This window comes from Massilia sp. X63 (assembly GCF_041023745.1).
GTDB lineage: Bacteria > Pseudomonadota > Gammaproteobacteria > Burkholderiales > Burkholderiaceae_D > Telluria.
Map to the genome: position 1 here is coordinate 1 of NZ_JBFTEF010000010.1, position 19,648 is coordinate 19,648.

Here is a 19,648-nt window from a genome sequence, read left to right on the forward strand (position 1 = left end):
AGCGTGCCTTGTCCACGATCTTCGCCTTCGATAAAGCGCTTCATTTGGCACCCCAGTGATGAGATACTTCCTCAACGTTTACCCAGCCGGGTTCGTTTACACGGTCCAACGTTTTTACACAGCCTGGACCCATAGCAGACCTTCGGCATGCAACCGTTTAGGCTCTTGACCGCCGTAGCAGAAAAGATAGCGGAGATTGGCAAAACGCTACTGCATGGGACGAAGCCAAAGCAGAAGCCAATGAACTGCGATCGGCTTGGAACAGTCCGCCCGTTGCCGGATCAAAGAGCTTGCCACGTAACTCACGCGTAAAGTGGCAAACAGCATCGAGGTCGGCCTCTGTCGCTGACGCACCAAGACGAATGCGGATTTCCACCTCGTCTGCCTCGTTGAACATGAGGTCAATGCGAGTGCTCTCTTCGTTCCCGAAGACCACCCAGTCATCCATCATTAACCACGGATCGCCCATCGAGCCTGTCAAGGCATCTTGTGCCTTTAGCGTTGACGCTGCAGGAAGTTGAGCAAGCTCCCAACCATCATCCTTCAAAAGCGGAAGAGTGGATCCCTCACCGACTAAGAACAGGTCGTACTGCCAAACGGCCATTAGTTCTCCTTAGATGCTTTCGCTATGTCCGCTCTTGGCCGAACTCGGCCCTTGTTCGTCCAGCAATCAGTGCTTAATCCCGTCTCTCCATTTACCCGCAGAACGTTTGAGCATGTCAATATCATACGTTGCCAAGTTTGCCGGTCTACTAAGGGGTGATGCTGTGATTTCAAACGGCGGCGGTTGTGGTCCCGGCCCTGGCAATACTGGCGATGGAGTGAAATAGATGAGCCAACGTTTTGGGTATTCCGAATTGTGGGGCCGTAGGGGAGTCCACTCGCTGTCCAAGACGCCACGAGCACAGGACGAAAAGCCAGAGTCGATCTGGAACGTATCCCCCGGCTTTAAGCTTCCCTTGAAAGCATGTGCTACACGAAACCTTGCTCGTTCTACTTCTGTCCAGAAATCAGAACCGGCGGGAGACTCAACAGACACTTTCTTAACATTAACGACATCAGCGGTCACCACGAACTGCGCATCATCGAAATTTGACTTCACGCGGTTCGCTGACGCTTCCCAGAATTTAGGGTCGGACGGTTGACATGCGATCGAAACCGTCGAAGTAAAGCACAGCATAAAACAAAAAACTTTTATTTTTTGCATAACTATTTGGTCGCGAAGTCTGCGTACGTCTGCTTGTGGGCCGAAAGCGGACGGTCGGCACGGCTCAGTGTACTCGGCTGTTGCCTGCAGAGTAATTAGCGGGTTTTGTCAGGCGTCTTCATCGACAGATTTATTCCGTCAGCCGCCGCGATAACGCTCGAGGATGCCGAAGCAATCAGAAGAAGTGGCGCCAGTCTTCCAGCCAGCCCGGGAAGGCGGCCGCTTCCATCGGGTTGGCGATGTGGTAGCCCTGGGCATAGGTGCAGCCGAGGTTTTGCAGGAAGTCCCAGTCCTGGCGGGTTTCCACACCGACCGCGACCGACATGCGGTCCAGGCTGCGCGCCAGGCCCAGGTAGGAGCGCAGCACCGTGCCCAGCGGCCGGCGCTTGGAGGCGCCGTCGACGAAACTGCGGTCGATCTTCAGTTCGCTGAACGGGATGCGCGCTAACAGCTGCAGGTTGGAACGGCCGGTGCCGTAGTCGTCGATCGCCAGGCCGAAACCCATCATGCGCAGGCGCACCAGGCGCTCGATGAAGGCGGGGTCGGTGTTCAGCACCGAGGACTCGGGCATCTCGAAGGTCAGGTATTCCGGCAGGATCCGGTGGCGCTGGACGCAGGCCGTGATCTGGCGCACGAAGGACGGATGCGCCAGCGTCTCGGGGGCCAGGTTGATCGAGATCGGGACCGGGATGCCCTGGTCCTGCAACCAGCGGCAGCGCTCGCTTGAGAGTTCGATCATGCTCCAGTCGAGGAAGTCGACCCGGTTGTTCTGCTCGAGCGCATCGATGAAGGCGCCGGGGCCGAGCACGCCGTGCTCGGGATGGCGCCAGCGCGCGAACGCCTCCAGGCCCTTCACCTGGCCGGTGGCCAGCTCGATCTTGGGCTGGAAGAAGGGTTCGAACTGGCGCTTCTGCAGGCCGATGCCGATTTCCTGGAAGCTGAAGCGCGGGCCGGCCACGCGCTCGGGCTGTTGCGCGAGCGGCGTGTAGTTGTCGAGCAGGGACTTGAGCTTGGCGGCCGTGACCGGCTTGCCGATGGTGCCGAGCAGGTCGACGCCGTAGGCCTGGGCCAGGGTCTCGACCGAGAACAGCAGGCCGGCCGGCTGGGCGCCGGTGACCACCAGGCGCAGGCCGGTGCCCGGCGCTGCGGACAGCGCCCCGACATGGCGCAGCAGTTCCAGGCCATCCATGCCCGGCAGGGCCAGGTCGACGATCGCGACGTCCACCCTGGGCGTGAAGCCGGCCTCCAGCCGCTGCAGCGCCAGGTGCCCGTCCGGGACGTCGGTGACGCGGCTCGCGCCCAATTGGCCAAGCAGTTCCACCAGCGCCTTGCGCTGGGCCGCGTCGGCTTCCGCCACCAGGAAGTGCAAATGCGCGATGTCCATCTCTACTCCATTCTTACGTCTCAACACACTCGCGCCAGATTAACCCGAGGCCGCGCCCGCGTCTATGCCTGGGTTTGCCGCAGCTGCTCGAAAAAGCACACCGCGGCGCAGGCGGCCACGTTGAGCGACTCCACCTTGCCGGCATGCGGGACGGCGACCCGGTGCGTGGCCAGGTTCAGGAGCGCGTCGCTGACGCCCTGCCCTTCGTGGCCCAGCACCCAGGCGACCGGCTGGCGCAGGTCGAGATCGTAGAGGCGCTCGGCCGCGTAGCCGCTGGTGGCCAGCACCGGCACCTTCGCCGCGCGCACCAGCGGCGCAAGTTCGATGTTCTCGAAGATGTCGAGCACGAAGTGGGCGCCCATCGCGGCGCGCAGCACCTTGGGCGACCAGCAGAAGGCGGTGCCCGGGCTGCAGTAGACCTGCTTGATGCCGCTGGCGGCGGCGCTGCGAAGGATCGAACCGACGTTGCCGGGATCCTGCACGCCGTCCAGCAGCACGCTGGATTCCACCAGGGCGGGGGCCGCCGCCGGTTCCGGCGAGCCGATCACGAACACCACGTGCACGCCGTGCTCGACCTGGCTGACGGCGCCGAACAGCGCGTCCGGCAGCGCGGTCACGGGCGCATGCAGCGCGTCGGCGCGCGCGACGATGGCCGCGACTTCCGGATTCGCCAGGGCGCCTTCGGACACCACGCAGTGCTCGGGCGCGCCGCGCAGTTCGAGCCAGCTCTGGCACAGGTGGACGCCGTCGAGCAGGCTGCGCCCGGCCTTGCGCCGTGCCTGCGAACTGGTGGCGAGCTGCTTGAGCTCTTTGTAGAACGCGTTGTCGCGCGAGGAGATGTGTTTCACGCGGCCGACCTCATGCCGCAAACAGGTCGGGCTGCAGCAGCTCGCGCACCGGGGCGAACGAGCGGCGGTGTACCGGCGAAGGGCCGTGCAGGCGCAGGCGCTCGATGTGCAGCGCGGTCGAGTAGCCCTTGTGCTGGTCGAAGCAGTACTGGGGATACTGGGCGTGCAGCTGCACCAGCGCGGCGTCGCGCGCGGTCTTGGCCAGGATCGACGCGGCCGAGATCGCGTTGACCTTGTCGTCGCCTTCGACCACGGCATGGGCGCGGATTTCCATCGGCGGACAGCGGTTGCCGTCGATCAGGGCGATGGTCGGGATCATCGAGAGCGCTTCCACCGCACGGCGCATCGCCAGCATGGTCGCGTGCAGGATGTTCAGGGTGTCGATCTCTTCGCAGGAGCACTCGGCAATGGCCCAGGCCAGCGCGTGTTCCTTGATCAAGGGCGCCAGCTCGTCGCGGCGCGCCTCGCTCAGCTTCTTGGAATCGCGCAGGCCCTCGATCGGCCGTTTCGGGTCGAGGATCACGGCGGCGGCGAACACCGGCCCGGCCAGCGGGCCGCGGCCGGCTTCGTCCACGCCGCACACGATGTCGGCGTCGGTGAACGGCCGCAGCCGTGGCGGCAGGCCGGGATACAGGTTGACCTTCTTTTTGCTCACTTCGTTGACTTTCTACGTCCAATGACGCGCAGCACCGCGTCCGCGCTCGCCTCGGCACTGTTGCGCAGCAGGCCATGATGCATGTCCAGGAAGCGCCGCGCCAGCGCCTCCCTGCCGGCCGGGTCGTCCAGCTGGCGCTGCACGGCGTCGGCCAGGGCCGCCGGCGTAGCCGCATGCTGAAGATACTCCGGAACGACGAATTCGCGCGCCAGGATGTTCGGCAGGCCGATCCAGGGCTGGTAGCCCATGTGCCGCATGATCTGCCAGGACGCTTCCATGACCTTGTAGGCGATCACCATCGGCTTCTTGAACAGCGCCACTTCGAGCGTCGCCGTGCCGGAGGCCACCAGCACCGCGTCGGCGGCGGCGATCGCCGCGTGCGACCGGCCCTCGCCCTCCACCAGGCGCACCGGCACCTCGGCCAGGCCGGCCTTGTTCACGATCTCGGTGTAGTAGGCGCGCTGGCGCTCGCCGGCCATCGGCGCGATGAACACCAGCTTCGGGTCGCGCCGGGCCAGCAGCTGCGCGGCCGCCACGAAGGGCGCGGCCAGGTACTTCAGCTCGCCCATGCGGCTGCCCGGCATGATGGTCACCACGCGCGCGTCCGGCGCGATGCCCAGCGCAGCCCGCGCCGCCGCAACATCCGGCGCCAGCGGTATCATCTCGGCCAGCGGGTGCCCGATATAGGTCACCGGCACGCCGGCCGCGCGGTAGATCGCTTCCTCGAAGGGAAAGATCACCAGCATGTGCGAGACCGCGCGCTTGATCTTCTTGATGCGGCCGCCGCGCCAGGCCCAGATCTGCGGACTGACGAAGTGCACGGTGGGGATGCCCTCGGCGCGCAGCTGCTCTTCCAGCCCGAGGTTGAAGCCCGGGTAGTCGGCGCCGATGAAAGCGGCCGGCCGCTCGGCCAGCAGGCGGTCGCGCAGGCGGTTCTGGATGCCCTTGATCTCGCGGTAGCGCGGGATGATCTCGAACAGGCCGCGCACGGTGAGCGTCTCGATCGGGACGTCGGACACCAGGCCCTGCTCGATCATGCGCGGGCCGCCGATGCCGTGGAAGCGTACGTTCGGCAGCTGCGGACGCAGGCCCGCCATCAGGCGCGCGGCGAGCATGTCGCCGGACACCTCGCCGGCGACCATCGCCAGCGACACACCGGGCAGCGCGATGCCCGGATGCGCGCTGTCAGCGGACGATGCCACGGGTGGCGGTGAGCAGGAATTCGCGCATCGCGCCGATATCCGCCGCCGCGGCGGCGTGCTGGGATTCCAGCTCCTGCAGCGCGGCCTTGGATTCTTCCAGCGTCAGGCCGGAGCGGTACAGCAGCTTGTAGGCGGCGCGGATGCCGTCGATCTGCTCGCGCGAGAAGCCGCGCCGCTTCAGGCCCTCGATGTTGATGCCGCGCTGGCCGGCCGGATTGCCGGAGACCAGCACGAAGGGCGGCACGTCCTGGGTCAGGCTGGTGTACATGCCGATGAAGGCATGGGCGCCGATCTTGCAGAACTGGTGCACGCCGCAGTAGCCCGACAGGATCGCGTGGTCGCCCACGTGCACGTGCCCGGCCAGCTGGGCGTTGTTCGAGAAGATCGTGTGGCTGCCCACCTGGCAGTCGTGCGCCAGGTGGACGTAGGCCGAGATCCAGTTGTCGTCGCCCAGGCGGGTGATGCCTTCGTCCTGGGCGGTGCCCAGGTTCATGGTGACGAATTCGCGGATGGTGTTGCCGTCGCCGATCTCGAGACGGGTCGGCTCGCCCTTCCACTTCTTGTCCTGGGGCGCGGCGCCGATCGAGCAGAACTGGAAGAACCTGTTGTCCTTGCCGACCGTCGTATGGCCTTCGATGACCACGTGCGGGCCCACCACCGTGCCCGCGCCGATGCGCACGTCGCGCCCGATGATCGAATACGGCCCGACCTCGACCGAGCTGTCCAGCTCCGCCCTGGGGTCGACGATCGCGCTAGGATGGATCTTGCTCATTTCACTGCCCTGCCGGTGCTGCGTTGTCGTTCGCGCGAATGGTGCACATCAGTTCACCCTCGACCGCGACCTTGCCGTCGACGCTGGCGACGGCCTTGTACTTCCAGATGCCGCGCGACACGCGCAGGATCTCGACTTCCATCTTGAGCTGGTCGCCCGGCTCGACCGGACGCTTGAAGCGCGCGTTGTCGATGCCGACGAAGTACACCACCGAATTCTCGTCCGGCTTGACGTTCATGGTCATGAAGGACAGGATCGCCGCGGTCTGCGCCATCGCTTCGATCATCAGGACGCCCGGCATCACCGGCTTGTGCGGGAAGTGGCCGTTGAAGAATTCTTCGTTGACGGTGACGTTCTTGATGGCGGTGATGCGCTTGCCCAGCTCGACGTCCAGCACGCGGTCGACCAGCAGCAGCGGATAGCGGTGCGGCAGGTATTCCTTGATGCCGTTGATGTCGAGGGTCTTCACTTCCTTGGTGGCTTGGACTTCGGTATTCATTTTTGTTCTGTCAGTGTTTTGATGGTTTTTTCAAGCGTACGGATCTTCTCGCGCATCGATGCCAGGTTGCGCACGATGGCGGCGCTGCGTTCCCACTCGGCGTTCTTGGCCAGCGGGTAGAAGCCGGTGTACTGGCCCGGTTCGAGCACCGAGCGCGACACCATGCTGCCGGACGAGATGTGGACGTTGTCGGCGATCTCGAGGTGGCCCAGCACCATGGCGGCGCCGCCGAAGGTGCAGTGCTTGCCGATCCTGGCGCTGCCGGCCACGCCGACGCAGCCGGCCATGGCCGTGTGCGCGCCGATGTGGCAGTTGTGGCCGATCTGGATCTGGTTGTCGAGCTTGACGCCGTCCTCGATCACCGTATCGGCCAGCGCGCCGCGGTCGATGGTGGTGCTGGCGCCGATGTCGACGTCGTCGCCGATCAGCACGCGCCCGGTCTGCGGGATCTTGATGTACTTGCCGCCCTCGACGGCGAAGCCGAAGCCGTCGCCGCCGATCACCGCGCCGGACTGGATCGTGCCGCGCGCGCCGATCACGCAGCGCGCATGGAAGCTCACGTTGGCGAACAGGTGGCTGCCCTCGCCGATGCTGGCCTCGCGGCCGATGAAGCAGCCGGCGTCGATCACGGCATGGGCGCCGACCACGGCGCCGGCCTCCACGATCACGTGCGGGCCGATGTGGGCGCTGGGGTCGATGCGCGCCTCGGGCGAGACCACCGCGCTCGGGTCGATGCCGGGCGGCTTCGGCGTCTCGCCGAGCGAAACGAAGTACTGCGCGGCGCGCGCGAAGTAGGCATACGGGTTGGTGGTGACGATGCGCGCGCCTTCGTAGGTCGCGGCCACCGTCGGGTCGTCCAGGGGCGAGAGGATCAGCGCCGCGGCCTGGCTCTGGGCCGCCAGCGCGCGCAGCTTGCTGTTGCTGAGGAAGCTGATATGCGAGGCGCCCGCGCTGTCGAGCGGCGCGATGGCCGAGACGGTGATGTCCGGGTCGCCCACCAGCTGTCCGCCGAAGCGCTCGACCAGGTCACGAAGTCGAATGCGCATGTTGGAGTGTCGGGTGTCAGTCAAAATGTGCTACGTCTTTATGTATTGCGCACGTGGCGCATGCGGCCGGCGTCTTACTTGTCCAGCAGCTTCAGAATCTTGTCGGTAATGTCGATGCGCGGGCTCGACCATGCGGCCTCGGCCAGCACGGCATCGAGCTTTTCCTGCTCGGCCACCTGCTCGATGATCTTGTAGGCGCGGGTCGCGATCGCGGCGCGCTCTTCGTTCTTGCGCTGCATGAGGTCTTCCTGGAACTCGCGCTGCATGCGCTGCACGTCCTTCTCCATGTTCAGCAGCTCGCGCGCGCGGCGGGTCCGCTCGACGTCGTTCAGGCCGGCGGCCTCGTTGTCGAACTTCTCGGACGACTGCTTCAGCTTCATGACGGTTTCCTCGACCACCTTCTGGCGCTTCGAGAACTCGGCCTGGATGCGGGCATCGGCCGTCTTCGCCATCTTCGATTCGGTCATCAGGCGCTCGGTGGCGACGAAACCGATCCGGCCCGAGCCCATCTGGGCCTGGGCGTGGACCTGGGCCAGCGGCGCCAGGCACAGCGCAGCCAGCAGCAGGGTCCTTGGCAACGAGGCTATCAGCGTTTTCAACATCTTTCTCCGTAAAATCCAGGTGGCCCGCCAGCGGCCGGGCCGTTCCGGCCGGTCAGAAACCGGTACCCATCTGGAACTGGAAGCGTTCCAGCCTGTCGCCCGGCAAGGCGTTCAAAGGCTTAGCATAACTCAACTTGAGCGGACCCACCGGGGAAATCCACGACAGGCCGATACCGGCCGAGTAGCGCATCCGGTCGAGGCGGATCTTTTCCTGCTCCTGGTAGACCTGGCCGCCGTCGACGAAGGTGAACCAGCGCAGGCTGCGGTCGGTGCCGCTGCCCGGGAACGGGAACTGCAGTTCGGCGTTGGCGATGATGCGCTTGGAGCCGCCCACCGCGTCGTAGTAGTTCGGATCGACCACGCCCAGCGACGAGCTTTCGTAGCCGCGCACCGAACCGATGCCGCCGGCGTAGAAGTTCTTGAACACCGGGTAGTTGCTGCCGCCGATGCCCTTGCCGTAGTCGAATTCGCCGCGCAGCGCCAGGGTCATCCAGCGCGTCAGCGGACGCCACCACTGGTGCTCGTACACCATGCGGTAGTACTTCGAATCGCCCAGTGCGTCGATCTCGAGGTTGGCGCGCTGGTAGCGGCCGCGGGTCGGCGTCACCGCGCTGTCGCGGGTGTCGCGGCCCCATGCCGCGGTCAGCGGGATCGCATTGGTCTGGGCCTTGCCGATGCCGCTCGACGGTCCGCCGTTGTTCGCCACGAAGGTCTTGTACAGCTGCGGCGAGGTGATGTCGGTCTCGATCTGGGTGCGTTCCAGGCCGGCGCCGAAGAACACGGTGTCGGATTCGGAGAACGGGACGCCGAAGGTCATGGTGCCGCCGGTCTGGCGCACCGTGTACAGGCCGAGGTTGACCGCCGGCGGGCGCATGGTGCGCAGGTAGAGCTGGAACGAGCGCGAGATGCCGTCGTCCGTGAAGTACGGATTGGTCTGCGAGAACGCGATCGTGCGGTTGTACTTGCTGGTGTTCAGCTCGAGGGCGACGGTGTTGCCGCTGCCGGCGAAGTTGGCCTGCGAGATCGAGGCGGTGAAGGTGAACTTCTCGGACTGCGAGAAGGCGCCGCCGATCATGAAGTTACCGGTCGGTTTTTCTTCGACCACCATGTTCACGTCGACCTGGTCGGTGGTGCCCGGCGACTCCGGCGTCTCGACCTTCACGTCCTTGAAGTAGCCGAGGCGGTCGACGCGGTCGCGCGAGAGCTTGACGCGGTTGGCGTCGTACCACGAGCTTTCGAACTGGCGGAACTCGCGGCGGATGACTTCGTCGCGGGTCACGGTGTTGCCCGAGATGTTCATGTGGCGCACGTAGGCGCGCTTGCCCGGATCGATGAAGAAGGTGAAGGCGGCTTCGCGCTTCTCGCGGTTGATCTCCGGGTTGGCGGTGACGTTGGCGAAGGCGTAGCCGAAGGTGCCGAGGCGGTCGGCGATCAGCTTGTTGGTGGCTTCCTGCAGCTCGCCCGAATACGGCTTGCCCGGCTGGAGCAGGATCAGGCGACGCAGTTCTTCCTCGCGGCCGAACATCTCGCCTTCGAGCTTCACCGCCGAGACGGTGTACTTCTCGCCTTCGGTGATGTTGATGGTCAGGTAGATGTCGCGCTTGTCCGGGGTGATCGACACCTGGGTCGATTCGACGTTGGCTTCGAGGTAGCCGTTGTTCAGGTACAGCGACTTGATCGCTTCCAGGTCGCCGGTCAGCTTCTGCTTCGAATACTGGTCGGCCTTCGAATACCAGGTGAACCAGCCCGACTTGGACAGCTGCAGGACCTCGCGCAACTGCTTGTCGCTGAAGGCCTTGTTGCCGACGAAGGAGATCTGGCGGATCTTGGCGATGTCGCCTTCGTCGACGTTGAACATGATCGTCACGCGATTGCGCTCGATCGGGGTGACGGTGGTGGTGATCTTCACGCCGTACAGGCCGTGCGACAGGTACTGGCGCTTGAGCTCCTGCTCGGCGCGGTCCACGGCCGCCTTGTCGAAGATCTTGGTCTCGCCCACGCCGATTTCGCGCAGCGCCTTGACCAGCATGTCTTTCTCGAATTCCTTGGTGCCGGTGAAGTCCACCGAGGAGATCGCCGGGCGTTCCTCGACCAGCACCACCAGCACGCCGTTTTCTTCTTCCAGGCGGATGTCCTTGAAGAAGCCGGTGGCGAACAGCGCCTTGATCGCGGTGGTGGCCTTGGCGTCGTCGAAGGTCTCGCCCACGCGCACCGGCAGGTAGCTGAACACGGTGCCCGCTTCCGTACGCTGGATCCCTTCGACCCGGATGTCCTTGACCACGAACGGATTGGCGGCGTAGGCGTTGGCGGCGCAGACTGCCAGCACGGCTGCGCCAATCATGCTGCGACGGATGAACGGCAAGGCAAAACGATCAGGTTGTGGATTCATTGGCTGGATCAGAGTCATTGGACAACATACATATTCTCGGCATCTCGAATAAGCTACTGCGCGTTGCACTGGCGGTCTGCGATGCTCGCTGTACTAGCGTACAGCTGCGCTTCTCGACCACCATTGCCGCCGCTCGCTACGCTTATTCGAGCGCCATTCTTTGCCGGTGCGCGGGCCGCTGGAGGGCACCGCTATAGCAACCGCACCAGGTCATTGAAGACGGCGAGCGCCATCAGCATGAACAGCAGGCCGACTCCGAAGCGCTGTGCGAACTCTCCGACTCGCGCAGGCAGGGGGCGCCCGGTCAAAACTTCCAGCGAATAATACAGTAAATGGCCACCATCCAGAACCGGAATTGGTAACAAATTCATTACGCCTAAGCTAATACTAATAAATGCGATGAACTGCAGATAGGTGGTCAGGCCGATGCGCGCGGTCTGTCCCGCGTAGTCGGCAATCGTGATCGGACCGGTCACGTTCTTCCACGAGGCTTCGCCGGTGATCATCTTGCCGATCATCTTGATCGTCATCACGCTGGTATCCCAGGTGCGCTCGGCGCCCTTGGCCAGGGCCTCGAACGGGCCGGAACTGACGGTGATCATCTCCACCGGCTGCGACAGCAGCACCTTGGCGACGCCGCGGCCGCTGGCGGCATCCTTTTCCGGCGTCACGGCCAGCGCCAGCACGCGGCCGGCGCGCTCGACCTCGAGCTGCACCGTGCGGCCGGCCGCTGCGCGCATGGTCTCGGTAAAGGCCATGCCGTCTTCGACCGGCTTGCCGTCCGCGCGCAGGATCAGGTCGCCGGGCTGCATGCCGGCGCGCTCCCCTGCCCCGCCCGGCAGCACCTTCTCGATGCGCGCGCGGGCGCGCCACAGGTCCAGGCCCAGGCCGCCGGTGACGTCGCCTTCGACGTCGAGTTTCGCGATCGCCTGCGCCGGGATGGTCGCATCGTACGAGCCGCCGCCCTGGGCGCGCAGCTGCAGGCGCGCCTCGCCCTTGTCGACGGTGGCGTGCACGATCTGCCAGCGCAGCTCGGACCAGGACTGGACCGGGTTGCCGTTGACGGCGACCACGGTGTCGCCGCCGCGCACGCCGGCCAGCTGCGCCGCCGAGCCCTGCGGGGCCGCGCGCAGGCGCGCCGAGGGCTCCTCGACGCCGTGCATGAACAGCGCGGCCATCAGGCCGATCGCCACCAGGAAGTTGGCGACCGGGCCGGCCGCCACGATGGCGATGCGGCGCCACACGCTCTGCTGCGTGAACTCGCGATGCAGTTCGGAGTCGTCCTTCGGCGCGGTCTCGGGGTCGCGCGCGTCCAGCATCTTGACGTAGCCGCCCAGCGGCAGCGCCGAGATCGCCCATTCGGTCTGGTCCGGCCCGAAACGGCGCGACCACACCACGCGGCCCATGCCGATCGAGAAGCGCAGCACCTTCACGCCGCAGGCGCGCGCGACCAGGTAGTGGCCGAGTTCGTGCAGCACGATCAGCGGCCCCAGGGCCAGCGCGAAGGCCAGCACGGTATAGAGCAGGCTCATGTCAACCCCGCTGGCGCGCCAGGCCGTCGACCAGCGCCTGGGCGGCGGCGCGCGCGCGCGCATCCTGCGCCAGCACCTCGTCGATCGAGGTCGCCGGGCCGTGCGGCACGCTGTCCATGACCTGGGCGATGACGCGGTCGATGTCGCGGAAGCCGATCGCGCGCTCGAGGAAGGACTGCACCGCCACTTCGTTGGCGGCGTTCAGCAGGGCCGGCGCGGTGCCGCCCGCGCGCAATGCGTCAAAAGCCAGTGCGAGGCAGGGGAAGCGCGCGAAGTCGGGTTTGTGGAACTGCAGCGCGGCCATGTCGGTCAGGTCGAGCTGGGGCACGCCCGAGGCGATCCGCTCCGGGTAGGCGAGCGCGTGCGCGATCGGGGTGCGCATGTCCGGGTTGCCCAGCTGGGCCAGCACCGAGCCGTCGGTGTACGAGACCATCGAGTGGATCACGCTTTGCGGATGGATCACCACCTCGATCAGCTCGCTCGGCGCGCCGAACAGCCAGTGGGCCTCGATCACTTCCAGGCCCTTGTTCATCATGGTGGCCGAGTCCACCGAGATCTTGCGGCCCATGACCCAGTTCGGGTGCTTGCAGGCTTCCTCGGGCGTGACCGCCCCGAGGGTCTCGACGGCGCGGTTCAGGAAGGGGCCGCCGGAAGCGGTCAGCAGGATCTTGGCGACGCCGGCCGCCTGCGGATCGCGCTGGTAGGCGCCCGGCAGCGACTGGAAGATCGCATTGTGCTCGCTGTCGATCGGCAGCAGGGTCGCCTTGTGCTCGCGCACCGCGTCCATGAACAGCTGGCCCGACATGACCAGGGCTTCCTTGTTGGCCAGCAAAACCTTCTTGCCGGCGCGCGCGGCAGCCAGGGTCGGGGCCAGGCCGGCGGCGCCGACGATGGCGGCCATCACGGTGTCGGTCTCCGCACCGGAAGCCACCTCGCACAGGGCCTGCTCGCCATGGTCGACCTGGATGTCCAGGCCGTCCAGCAGTTGCGCCAGGCGCTGCGCTGCCTCCGCGGTGCCGACCACGGCGCGCGCCGGCGTGAAGCGGCGGCAGGCGTCGGCCAGTTCCTCGACCCGGCCGTGCGCGGTCAGCGCGTGGACGCGGTAGCGGTCCGGATGGCGGGCGAGTACGTCGAGGGTCGAGGCGCCGATCGAGCCGGTGGCGCCCAGGATGGTAATGCGCTGCATTGTGGTATTCCTTTGCTTGGCTTCAGAGCCAGGCGCCGATCAGGGCCGCCAGTGGCAGGACCGGGACGAGCGCGTCCACGCGGTCCAGCACCCCGCCGTGGCCAGGCAGCAGGTTGCTGCTGTCCTTCATGCCGGCGCGGCGCTTGAGCTGGGATTCGAACAGGTCGCCGACCACGCTGGCGGCGACGATGAGGATGAGCACCGCGTACAGCACGGCCCAGCCGAGGCTGGCCTGCACGCGCGCGGCAAAGGTGCCGGCCATGGCGTCGCCGCCGAGGACGATGCTGAGGGTGGCCAGCACCAGCACGGCGATGCAGCCGCCGATCGCGCCTTCCCACGATTTGCCTGGCGAGATCGACGGCGCCAGCTTGCGCTTGCCGAAGGCCTTGCCGGAAAAGTAGGCGAAGATGTCGGCGGCCCAGACGATGGCCATCACCGACAGCAGGTAGAGCGGAGACAGGCGGTACATCTCGACGATGGCGGCGAAGCAGCCGACCACGGCGATGGCGTAGACCAGGCTCAGGAAGGTGTTGGCGCTGCTGTTCAGCGGCGGCAGGCCGAGCTTGAGCGAAGGCGCGAAACGCAGCGCCCATACCAGCACGCTGATGGCGAACCAGAACACGGGGTTCGGGCTCGGCGCCAGGAAGAAGCCATACACGAAGGCCGCGGTCCAGAAGGCCGCGATCAGCGGCGCCCTGGCGGTGCCGGGGTTGAACAGGCGGAAGCATTCCCAGATGGCCGCCCCGAAGAAGGCCGATGCAACGACCGCGAACGCCTTGTAGTTGTTGAAGTACAGGACCGGCAGCAGGACTGCCAGCAGTGCGAGCGCGGTGAGGATCCGGGTTTTCAGCATGTTCGGTCTTGTAGTTCGTCTTTTGATTGGCGTCTTGTCGTGGGCACCTGCCGTTCGCGGCCTCAGGCCTTGGACGCGCTGCCTGCCTTCTTGGCCACCTGGTCGCCGGTCTGGCCGAAGCGGCGCTCGCGTTCCTGGAAGGAGGCGATCGCTTCGTCCAGCGAAGCCTTGGAGAAATCGGGCCAGAAGGTCCTGGTGAAGTACAGCTCGGAATATGCCAGCTGCCACAGCAGGAAGTTCGAGATGCGCTCTTCGCCGCCGGTGCGGATGAACAGGTCGGGCTCGGGCGCATAGGCCATGGCCAGGTGCGGCGCCAGCATCTCTTCGGTGTACTCGGTGACGCCGGGATTGGCCGCCACCATCTTGCTGGTGGCCTGCATGATGTCCCAACGGCCGCCGTAGTTGGCGCAGACGCTGACCGTCAGGCGCGTGTTGTTGGCGGTGCGGCGCTCGGCCGCGCTGATCATTTCCTGCAGCTTCGGGTCGAAGCGGCTGAGGTCGCCCACGACCTTGAGGCGGATGTTATTGGCGTGCATCTTCGCCACTTCGCGCTCGAGCGCGGTGACGAACAGCTTCATGAGGAGCGACACTTCCTCGGCCGGACGGCGCCAGTTTTCGGAGGAAAAGGCGAACAGGGTCAGGTATTCCACGCCGCGCTCGACGCAGTGCTCGACGACGCCGCGCACCGCCTCTACGCCCTTGACGTGGCCGGCCACACGCGGCAGCAGACGCTTGGTGGCCCAGCGGCCATTGCCATCCATAATGATGGCGATGTGGCGCGGCACGGCAAGCGCTTCGGGAATTGCGGTGGTCGAACTTTTGAACATCTTTGCTTCCAGCAGGGCTGCTGCCGCATCGTCAGGCCGATGGGACGACAGCCGGTCTTAAAGGGAGTCGGACCGGCCGCGGCTGCTAGCCGGGGCCGGTCCGCCTGGGCACGGGTTCGACAACCCGCGATCCCCGGTCTTGGAGCGTCTGACAACACCCCGATGCAAGGCCGCCATCGGGGGAATCGCCAGGCGCTCTTACACGGTCATGATGTCTTTTTCTTTGTCGGCCAGCAGCTTGTCGATCTCGGCAACGAACTTGTCGGTCAGCTTCTGGATTTCGTCGGCCGAACGACGCTCGTCGTCTTCCGAGGCGGTCTTGTCCTTGACCATTTTCTTGACTGCTTCGTTGGCGTCGCGGCGGATGTTACGCACGGCAATCTTGGCGTCCTCGCCTTCCGATTTGGTCAGCTTGACCATTTCCTTGCGGCGCTCTTCGGTCAGCGGCGGGGTCGGCACGCGGATGGTGTCGCCCTGCGACGACGGGTTCAGGCCCAGGTCGGAGTCGCGGATCGCCTTTTCGATGGTGCCCGCCATTTTCTTTTCGAACGGCGCCACGCCGATGGTGCGGGCGTCGATCAGGGTCAGGTTGGCCACCTGCGACAGCGGCACCGGCGAACCGTAGTATTCGACCATCACGGAATCGAGGATGCCGGCGTGGGCGCGGCCGGTACGGACCTTGGCCAGGTTGGCGCGCAGGGTCTCGATGGACTTGGCCATGCGTTCCTGGGCATTCTTCTTGACGTCAGCTAAGGACATGCTGCTCTCCTGTTTCTTTTGGATGTTGATGCGAGACTCTCGTCAACGAGAATCTCGAGATTTACTAAATTCAAACGTGTACCAGTGTACCTTCGTCTTCGCCCATGATCACGGCTTTCATCGCGCCGGGTTTGACGATGGAGAAGACCTTGATCGGCAGCTTCTGGTCGCGGCACAGTGCGAACGCGGTGGCGTCCATCACCTGCAGGTTCTTGGCGATCGCTTCGTCGAAGGAAATCGAATTGTAGCGGGTCGCGTTCGGATCCTTCTTGGGGTCGGCGGTGTAGACGCCGTCGACCTTGGTGGCCTTCAGCACGATCTCGGCCGAGATCTCGGCGCCGCGCAGCGCGGCGGCGGTGTCGGTGGTGAAGAAGGGATTGCCGGTACCGGCGGCGAACACCACGACCTTGCCCTCTTCCAGGTACTGCAGGGCCTTCGGGCGGACATAGGGCTCGACCACCTGCTCGATGCTGATCGCCGACATCACGCGCGCGGTGATGCCCACGTGGCGCATCGAATCGGCCAGGGCCAGGGCGTTCATGACGGTGGCGAGCATGCCCATGTAGTCCGCGGTGGCGCGGTCCATGCCCTGGGCGCCCGGGGCCACGCCACGGAAGATGTTGCCGCCGCCGATCACGACCGCCACCTGCACGCCCAGCTTCGCCACTTCCGCCACGTCGGCGACCATGCGGTCGATGGTGGCGCGGTTGATGCCGAACTGGTCGTCACCCATCAGCGCTTCGCCAGACAGTTTGAGGAGGACTCGGTGGTAGGCTGGTTTTGTCATGATGAAGCGGCTCCTAAGTTGTGTTTCGAATTCGGGTCCGACCGCTGGTTGGCGGTCTCATCTGCAACGACAGATGGCTGGCGGGTGGCGGCGCGTGCTCGTGGCGCGGACCAGTGGCCGCGCAGCCAAGGGCCCGCGCGGCACCACCCTACAAAAACGGGCCTTACGGCCCGCTTTGTTGATTACTGCTTGTTGGCAGCCATCTGGGCTGCGACTTCTGCTGCGAAGTCGTCCACCTTCTTCTCGATGCCTTCGCCGACGACGTACATCGTGAATGCCTTCACGCTGGCGTTCGAGGCCTTCAGGTATTGTTCGATCGACTGCTTGTCGTTCTTCACGAATGCCTGGTTCAGCAGCGAGACTTCTTTCAGGTACTTCTGCACCGAACCGTCGATACGCTTGGCGACGATCTCGGCCGACTGCGGCTGCTTGCCTTCGGCGACGGCCTTGTCGGCGTCTTCCTGGGCTTTCAGCTGGGCAACCGAACGCTCTTTCTCGATCAGTTCAGCAGGCACCTGCTCTGCCGACAGCGAGACCGGCTTCATTGCAGCGATGTGCATGGCCACGTCCTTGCCGACCTGGTCGTCGCCTTCGAACTCGACCATCACGCCGATACGGGCGCCGTGCAGGTACGAAGCCAGCTTGGCGGTGGTTTCGAAGCGCTGGAAGCGGCGAACGGTCATATTCTCGCCGATTTTACCGATCAGTGCCGTACGCACGTCGTCGAAGGTCTTGCCTTCGTGCGGAAGGGCTGCCAGGGCGGCGACGTCGGCCGGGTTGTTTTCGGCGATCAGCTTGGCTGCCAGGTTGCACATGGCCAGGAAGTCGTCGTTCTTGGCGACGAAGTCGGTTTCGCTGTTGACTTCGACCAGCGCGCCGACGTTGCCGGAGATGTAAGCGGCGACCACGCCTTCTGCGGTGATGCGCGATGCTGCCTTCGATGCCTTGCCGCCCAGCTTGACGCGCAGGATCTCTTCGGCACGACCCATGTCGCCTTCGGCTTCGGTCAGTGCCTTCTTGCATTCCATCATCGGCGCGTCGGTCTTCGCGCGCAGTTCACCAACCATCGCTGCGGTAATAGCTGCCATGTTGAATTCTCCCAAATATTTGATGTAGAGGCCCGCATGTCCCACGGACATCCGGACGATAATTTAATGCTAAGCGTCGTGCTTAAAAAAAGGGGCGCTCGTGCTATGGCTCGGCGCCCCCTCAATACTCAGGCAGGTCTCACCTGCCCTGCATTATGCCTGCTCGGAAACTTCGACGAAGTCGTCGCCAGCGGCCTTGACCATCTCAACGACTTCGTTGGTGGCGTTGGCGCGGCCTTCCAGGATCGCATCGGCGACGCCGCGTGCGTACAGGGTGATCGCCTTCGACGAGTCGTCGTTACCCGGGATCACGTGGGTGACGCCTTCCGGCGAGTGGTTGGTATCGACCACGCCGATGACCGGGATGCCCAGCTTGCCGGCTTCGGTGATGGCGCCCTTGTGGTAGCCGACGTCGACGACGAAGATCGCGTCAGGCACGCCGCCCAGGTCCTTGATGCCGCCGATCGACTTCTGCAGCTTTTCCAGCTCGCGCGAGAACATCAGGGCTTCTTTCTTCGACAGCTTCTCGACTTCGCCCGATTCGATCTGGGCTTCCATGTCCTTCAGGCGCTTGATCGAGGTCTTGATGGTCTTGAAGTTGGTCAGCATGCCGCCCAGCCAGCGCTGGTCGACGTACGGCACGCCTGCGCGCTGTGCTTCGGCGGCGATGATGTCGCGGGCCTGGCGCTTGGTGCCGACCATCAGGATGGTGCCGCGGTTAGCCGAGATCTGCTTGATGGTCTTCATCGCATCCTGGTACATCGCCATGGTCTTTTCCAGGTTGATGATGTGGATCTTGTTGCGATGACCGAAGATGAACGGCGCCATTTTCGGGTTCCAGAAACGGGTCTGGTGGCCGAAGTGGATACCGGCTTCCAGCATTTCGCGCATAGTAACGGACATAGTATTCTCCAGGGTTGGGTCTTGAACGCAGCCAGTCACCTCTCAGTGAATTACTGTCGGGCACCCTTTGGCGGCCACGTTCGCGATTTCAATTAAAAAGATGTTTTTTATAACATTGCTCGATGCGAATACGAGCAACCCGAGATTCTAGCGGGATTCGGTCCGCTTTTCAAGGGTTTCCTCGGGCCGGCGGCGCCCCCGGCCACCCGGCGAAACCCTTATAATGGCGCAATAACTTACATTCGCAGGAAAAGAACATGGCCTCCACCCCCAAGACCCTGGAAGAAATCGAAGGCATGCGCATCGCCTGCCGGCTCGGCTCGGAAGTGCTCGACTACATCACGCCCTTCGTCAAGCCCGGCGTCACCACCGGCGAACTGGACCGCCTGGCCAAGGACTACATGATCAACGTGCAGGGCACCGTGCCGGCCACGCTGAACTACGCGCCGCCGGGCTACCCGCCCTTCCCCGGCTCGATCTGCGCCTCGGTCAACGACGTGATCTGCCACGGCATCCCGGGCGACCGCGTGCTCAAGAGCGGCGACGCCCTGAACATCGACATCACCCCGATCACCAAGGAAGGCTTCCACGGCGACAACAGCCGCATGTTCCTGGTCGGCGAACCCTCGATCCTGGCCCGGCGCCTGTCCGAGGTCACCTTCGAATGCATGTGGCTGGGCATCGCCAAGGTCAAGCCGGGCAACCGCCTGGGCGACATCGGCCACGCGATCCAGCAGCACGCCGAGAAGCACGGCTACAGCGTGGTGCGCGAGTTCTGCGGCCACGGCGTGGGCCGCGTGTTCCACGAAGAGCCGCAGGTGCTGCACTACGGCCGTCCCGGCACCGGCGAAGAGCTGGTTCCCGGCATGATCTTCACCATCGAACCGATGATCAACGCCGGCCGCCGCGAGATCCGCGAAATGCCGGACGGCTGGACCATCAAGACCAAGGATCGCAGCCTGTCGGCGCAGTGGGAACACACCGTGCTGGTCACCGAGACCGGCGTCGAGGTGCTGACCATGTCGGCCGGCAGCCCACCGCCGCCCGCCATCGTGCTGCCCCTGCTGGACCAGGGCGCGGCCGTTCCCGCCTGAGGCCGGGAGAGCGAT

General features: G+C 64.9%; 19 protein-coding genes. 1 reads left to right on the top strand and 18 read right to left on the bottom strand.

The genetic code is table 11. From position 1 onward, the window contains the following. Positions 1-157: 157 nt before the first annotated feature. The 18 genes from AB3347_RS18490 to rpsB all read right to left on the bottom strand — a co-directional run bounded on the left by AB3347_RS18490 (position 158) and on the right by rpsB (position 18,539). A complete protein-coding gene (locus AB3347_RS18490; protein ID WP_369093181.1) occupies positions 158-604 on the bottom strand; it encodes a hypothetical protein in 447 nt (148 codons plus the stop codon). A 778-nt stretch (positions 605-1,382) separates the two neighbouring features. Continuing rightward, a complete protein-coding gene (locus tag AB3347_RS18495; RefSeq protein WP_369093182.1) occupies positions 1,383-2,591 on the bottom strand; it encodes an EAL domain-containing protein in 1,209 nt (402 codons plus the stop codon). A 62-nt stretch (positions 2,592-2,653) separates the two neighbouring features. Continuing rightward, positions 2,654-3,439: a TrmH family RNA methyltransferase gene (locus AB3347_RS18500; protein ID WP_369093183.1), complete on the bottom strand. Its 786-nt coding sequence runs from the start codon at positions 3,437-3,439 to the stop codon at positions 2,654-2,656. Positions 3,440-3,449: 10 nt separating this feature from the next. Next, positions 3,450-4,094, bottom strand: a complete 645-nt coding sequence (rnhB, locus tag AB3347_RS18505) for a ribonuclease HII (RefSeq protein ID WP_369093184.1) — start codon at positions 4,092-4,094, stop codon at positions 3,450-3,452. Continuing rightward, a complete protein-coding gene (lpxB, locus tag AB3347_RS18510) occupies positions 4,091-5,236 on the bottom strand; it encodes a lipid-A-disaccharide synthase (RefSeq protein ID WP_369093340.1) in 1,146 nt (381 codons plus the stop codon). The genes rnhB and lpxB overlap by 4 nt, the downstream gene beginning before the upstream one ends. A gap of 43 nt (positions 5,237-5,279) precedes the next feature. Continuing rightward, positions 5,280-6,068 carry an acyl-ACP--UDP-N-acetylglucosamine O-acyltransferase gene (lpxA, locus tag AB3347_RS18515; protein WP_369093185.1) on the bottom strand — a complete coding sequence of 263 codons (789 nt, stop codon included), beginning with the start codon at positions 6,066-6,068 and terminating at the stop codon, positions 5,280-5,282. Position 6,069: 1 nt separating this feature from the next. After that, the gene (gene fabZ, locus AB3347_RS18520) at positions 6,070-6,567 is read right to left on the bottom strand and encodes a 3-hydroxyacyl-ACP dehydratase FabZ (RefSeq protein WP_369093186.1); all 498 of its coding nucleotides are present in this window, start codon (positions 6,565-6,567) and stop codon (positions 6,070-6,072) included. Next, positions 6,564-7,613, bottom strand: coding sequence for a UDP-3-O-(3-hydroxymyristoyl)glucosamine N-acyltransferase (lpxD, locus tag AB3347_RS18525; protein WP_369093187.1), 1,050 nt, complete (start codon positions 7,611-7,613; stop codon positions 6,564-6,566). The genes fabZ and lpxD overlap by 4 nt, the downstream gene beginning before the upstream one ends. 74 nt (positions 7,614-7,687) lie before the next feature. Continuing rightward, entirely contained in the window at positions 7,688-8,215 is a 528-nt protein-coding gene (locus tag AB3347_RS18530) for an OmpH family outer membrane protein (protein WP_369093188.1), read from the bottom strand. Positions 8,216-8,267: 52 nt separating this feature from the next. Next, the gene (gene bamA / locus AB3347_RS18535) at positions 8,268-10,604 is read right to left on the bottom strand and encodes an outer membrane protein assembly factor BamA (protein WP_369093189.1); all 2,337 of its coding nucleotides are present in this window, start codon (positions 10,602-10,604) and stop codon (positions 8,268-8,270) included. Between the two features lie 191 nt (positions 10,605-10,795). Further along, positions 10,796-12,136, bottom strand: a complete 1,341-nt coding sequence (rseP, locus tag AB3347_RS18540) for an RIP metalloprotease RseP (protein WP_369093190.1) — start codon at positions 12,134-12,136, stop codon at positions 10,796-10,798. A 1-nt stretch (position 12,137) separates the two neighbouring features. Continuing rightward, on the bottom strand, positions 12,138-13,322 hold the full coding sequence (gene ispC / locus AB3347_RS18545; protein WP_369093191.1) for a 1-deoxy-D-xylulose-5-phosphate reductoisomerase: 1,185 nt from the start codon (positions 13,320-13,322) through the stop codon (positions 12,138-12,140). Between the two features lie 22 nt (positions 13,323-13,344). After that, a complete protein-coding gene (locus AB3347_RS18550) occupies positions 13,345-14,175 on the bottom strand; it encodes a phosphatidate cytidylyltransferase (RefSeq protein WP_369093192.1) in 831 nt (276 codons plus the stop codon). 62 nt (positions 14,176-14,237) lie between these two features. Beyond that, positions 14,238-15,002, bottom strand: coding sequence for a polyprenyl diphosphate synthase (gene uppS / locus AB3347_RS18555; protein WP_369093193.1), 765 nt, complete (start codon positions 15,000-15,002; stop codon positions 14,238-14,240). Positions 15,003-15,200: 198 nt separating this feature from the next. Continuing rightward, complete coding sequence (frr, locus tag AB3347_RS18560; RefSeq protein ID WP_369093194.1) at positions 15,201-15,761, bottom strand: ribosome recycling factor; 561 nt, start codon at positions 15,759-15,761, stop codon at positions 15,201-15,203. Positions 15,762-15,831: 70 nt separating this feature from the next. Continuing rightward, entirely contained in the window at positions 15,832-16,548 is a 717-nt protein-coding gene (gene pyrH, locus AB3347_RS18565; protein WP_369093195.1) for a UMP kinase, read from the bottom strand. A 182-nt stretch (positions 16,549-16,730) separates the two neighbouring features. Further along, complete coding sequence (tsf, locus tag AB3347_RS18570) at positions 16,731-17,636, bottom strand: translation elongation factor Ts (protein WP_369093196.1); 906 nt, start codon at positions 17,634-17,636, stop codon at positions 16,731-16,733. Between the two features lie 153 nt (positions 17,637-17,789). After that, positions 17,790-18,539 carry a 30S ribosomal protein S2 gene (gene rpsB / locus AB3347_RS18575; protein WP_369093197.1) on the bottom strand — a complete coding sequence of 250 codons (750 nt, stop codon included), beginning with the start codon at positions 18,537-18,539 and terminating at the stop codon, positions 17,790-17,792. A gap of 257 nt (positions 18,540-18,796) precedes the next feature. Between rpsB and map the strand changes: the two genes are divergently transcribed. After that, on the top strand, positions 18,797-19,633 hold the full coding sequence (map, locus tag AB3347_RS18580) for a type I methionyl aminopeptidase (RefSeq protein ID WP_369093198.1): 837 nt from the start codon (positions 18,797-18,799) through the stop codon (positions 19,631-19,633). The last annotated feature ends 15 nt before the right edge of the window (positions 19,634-19,648 follow it).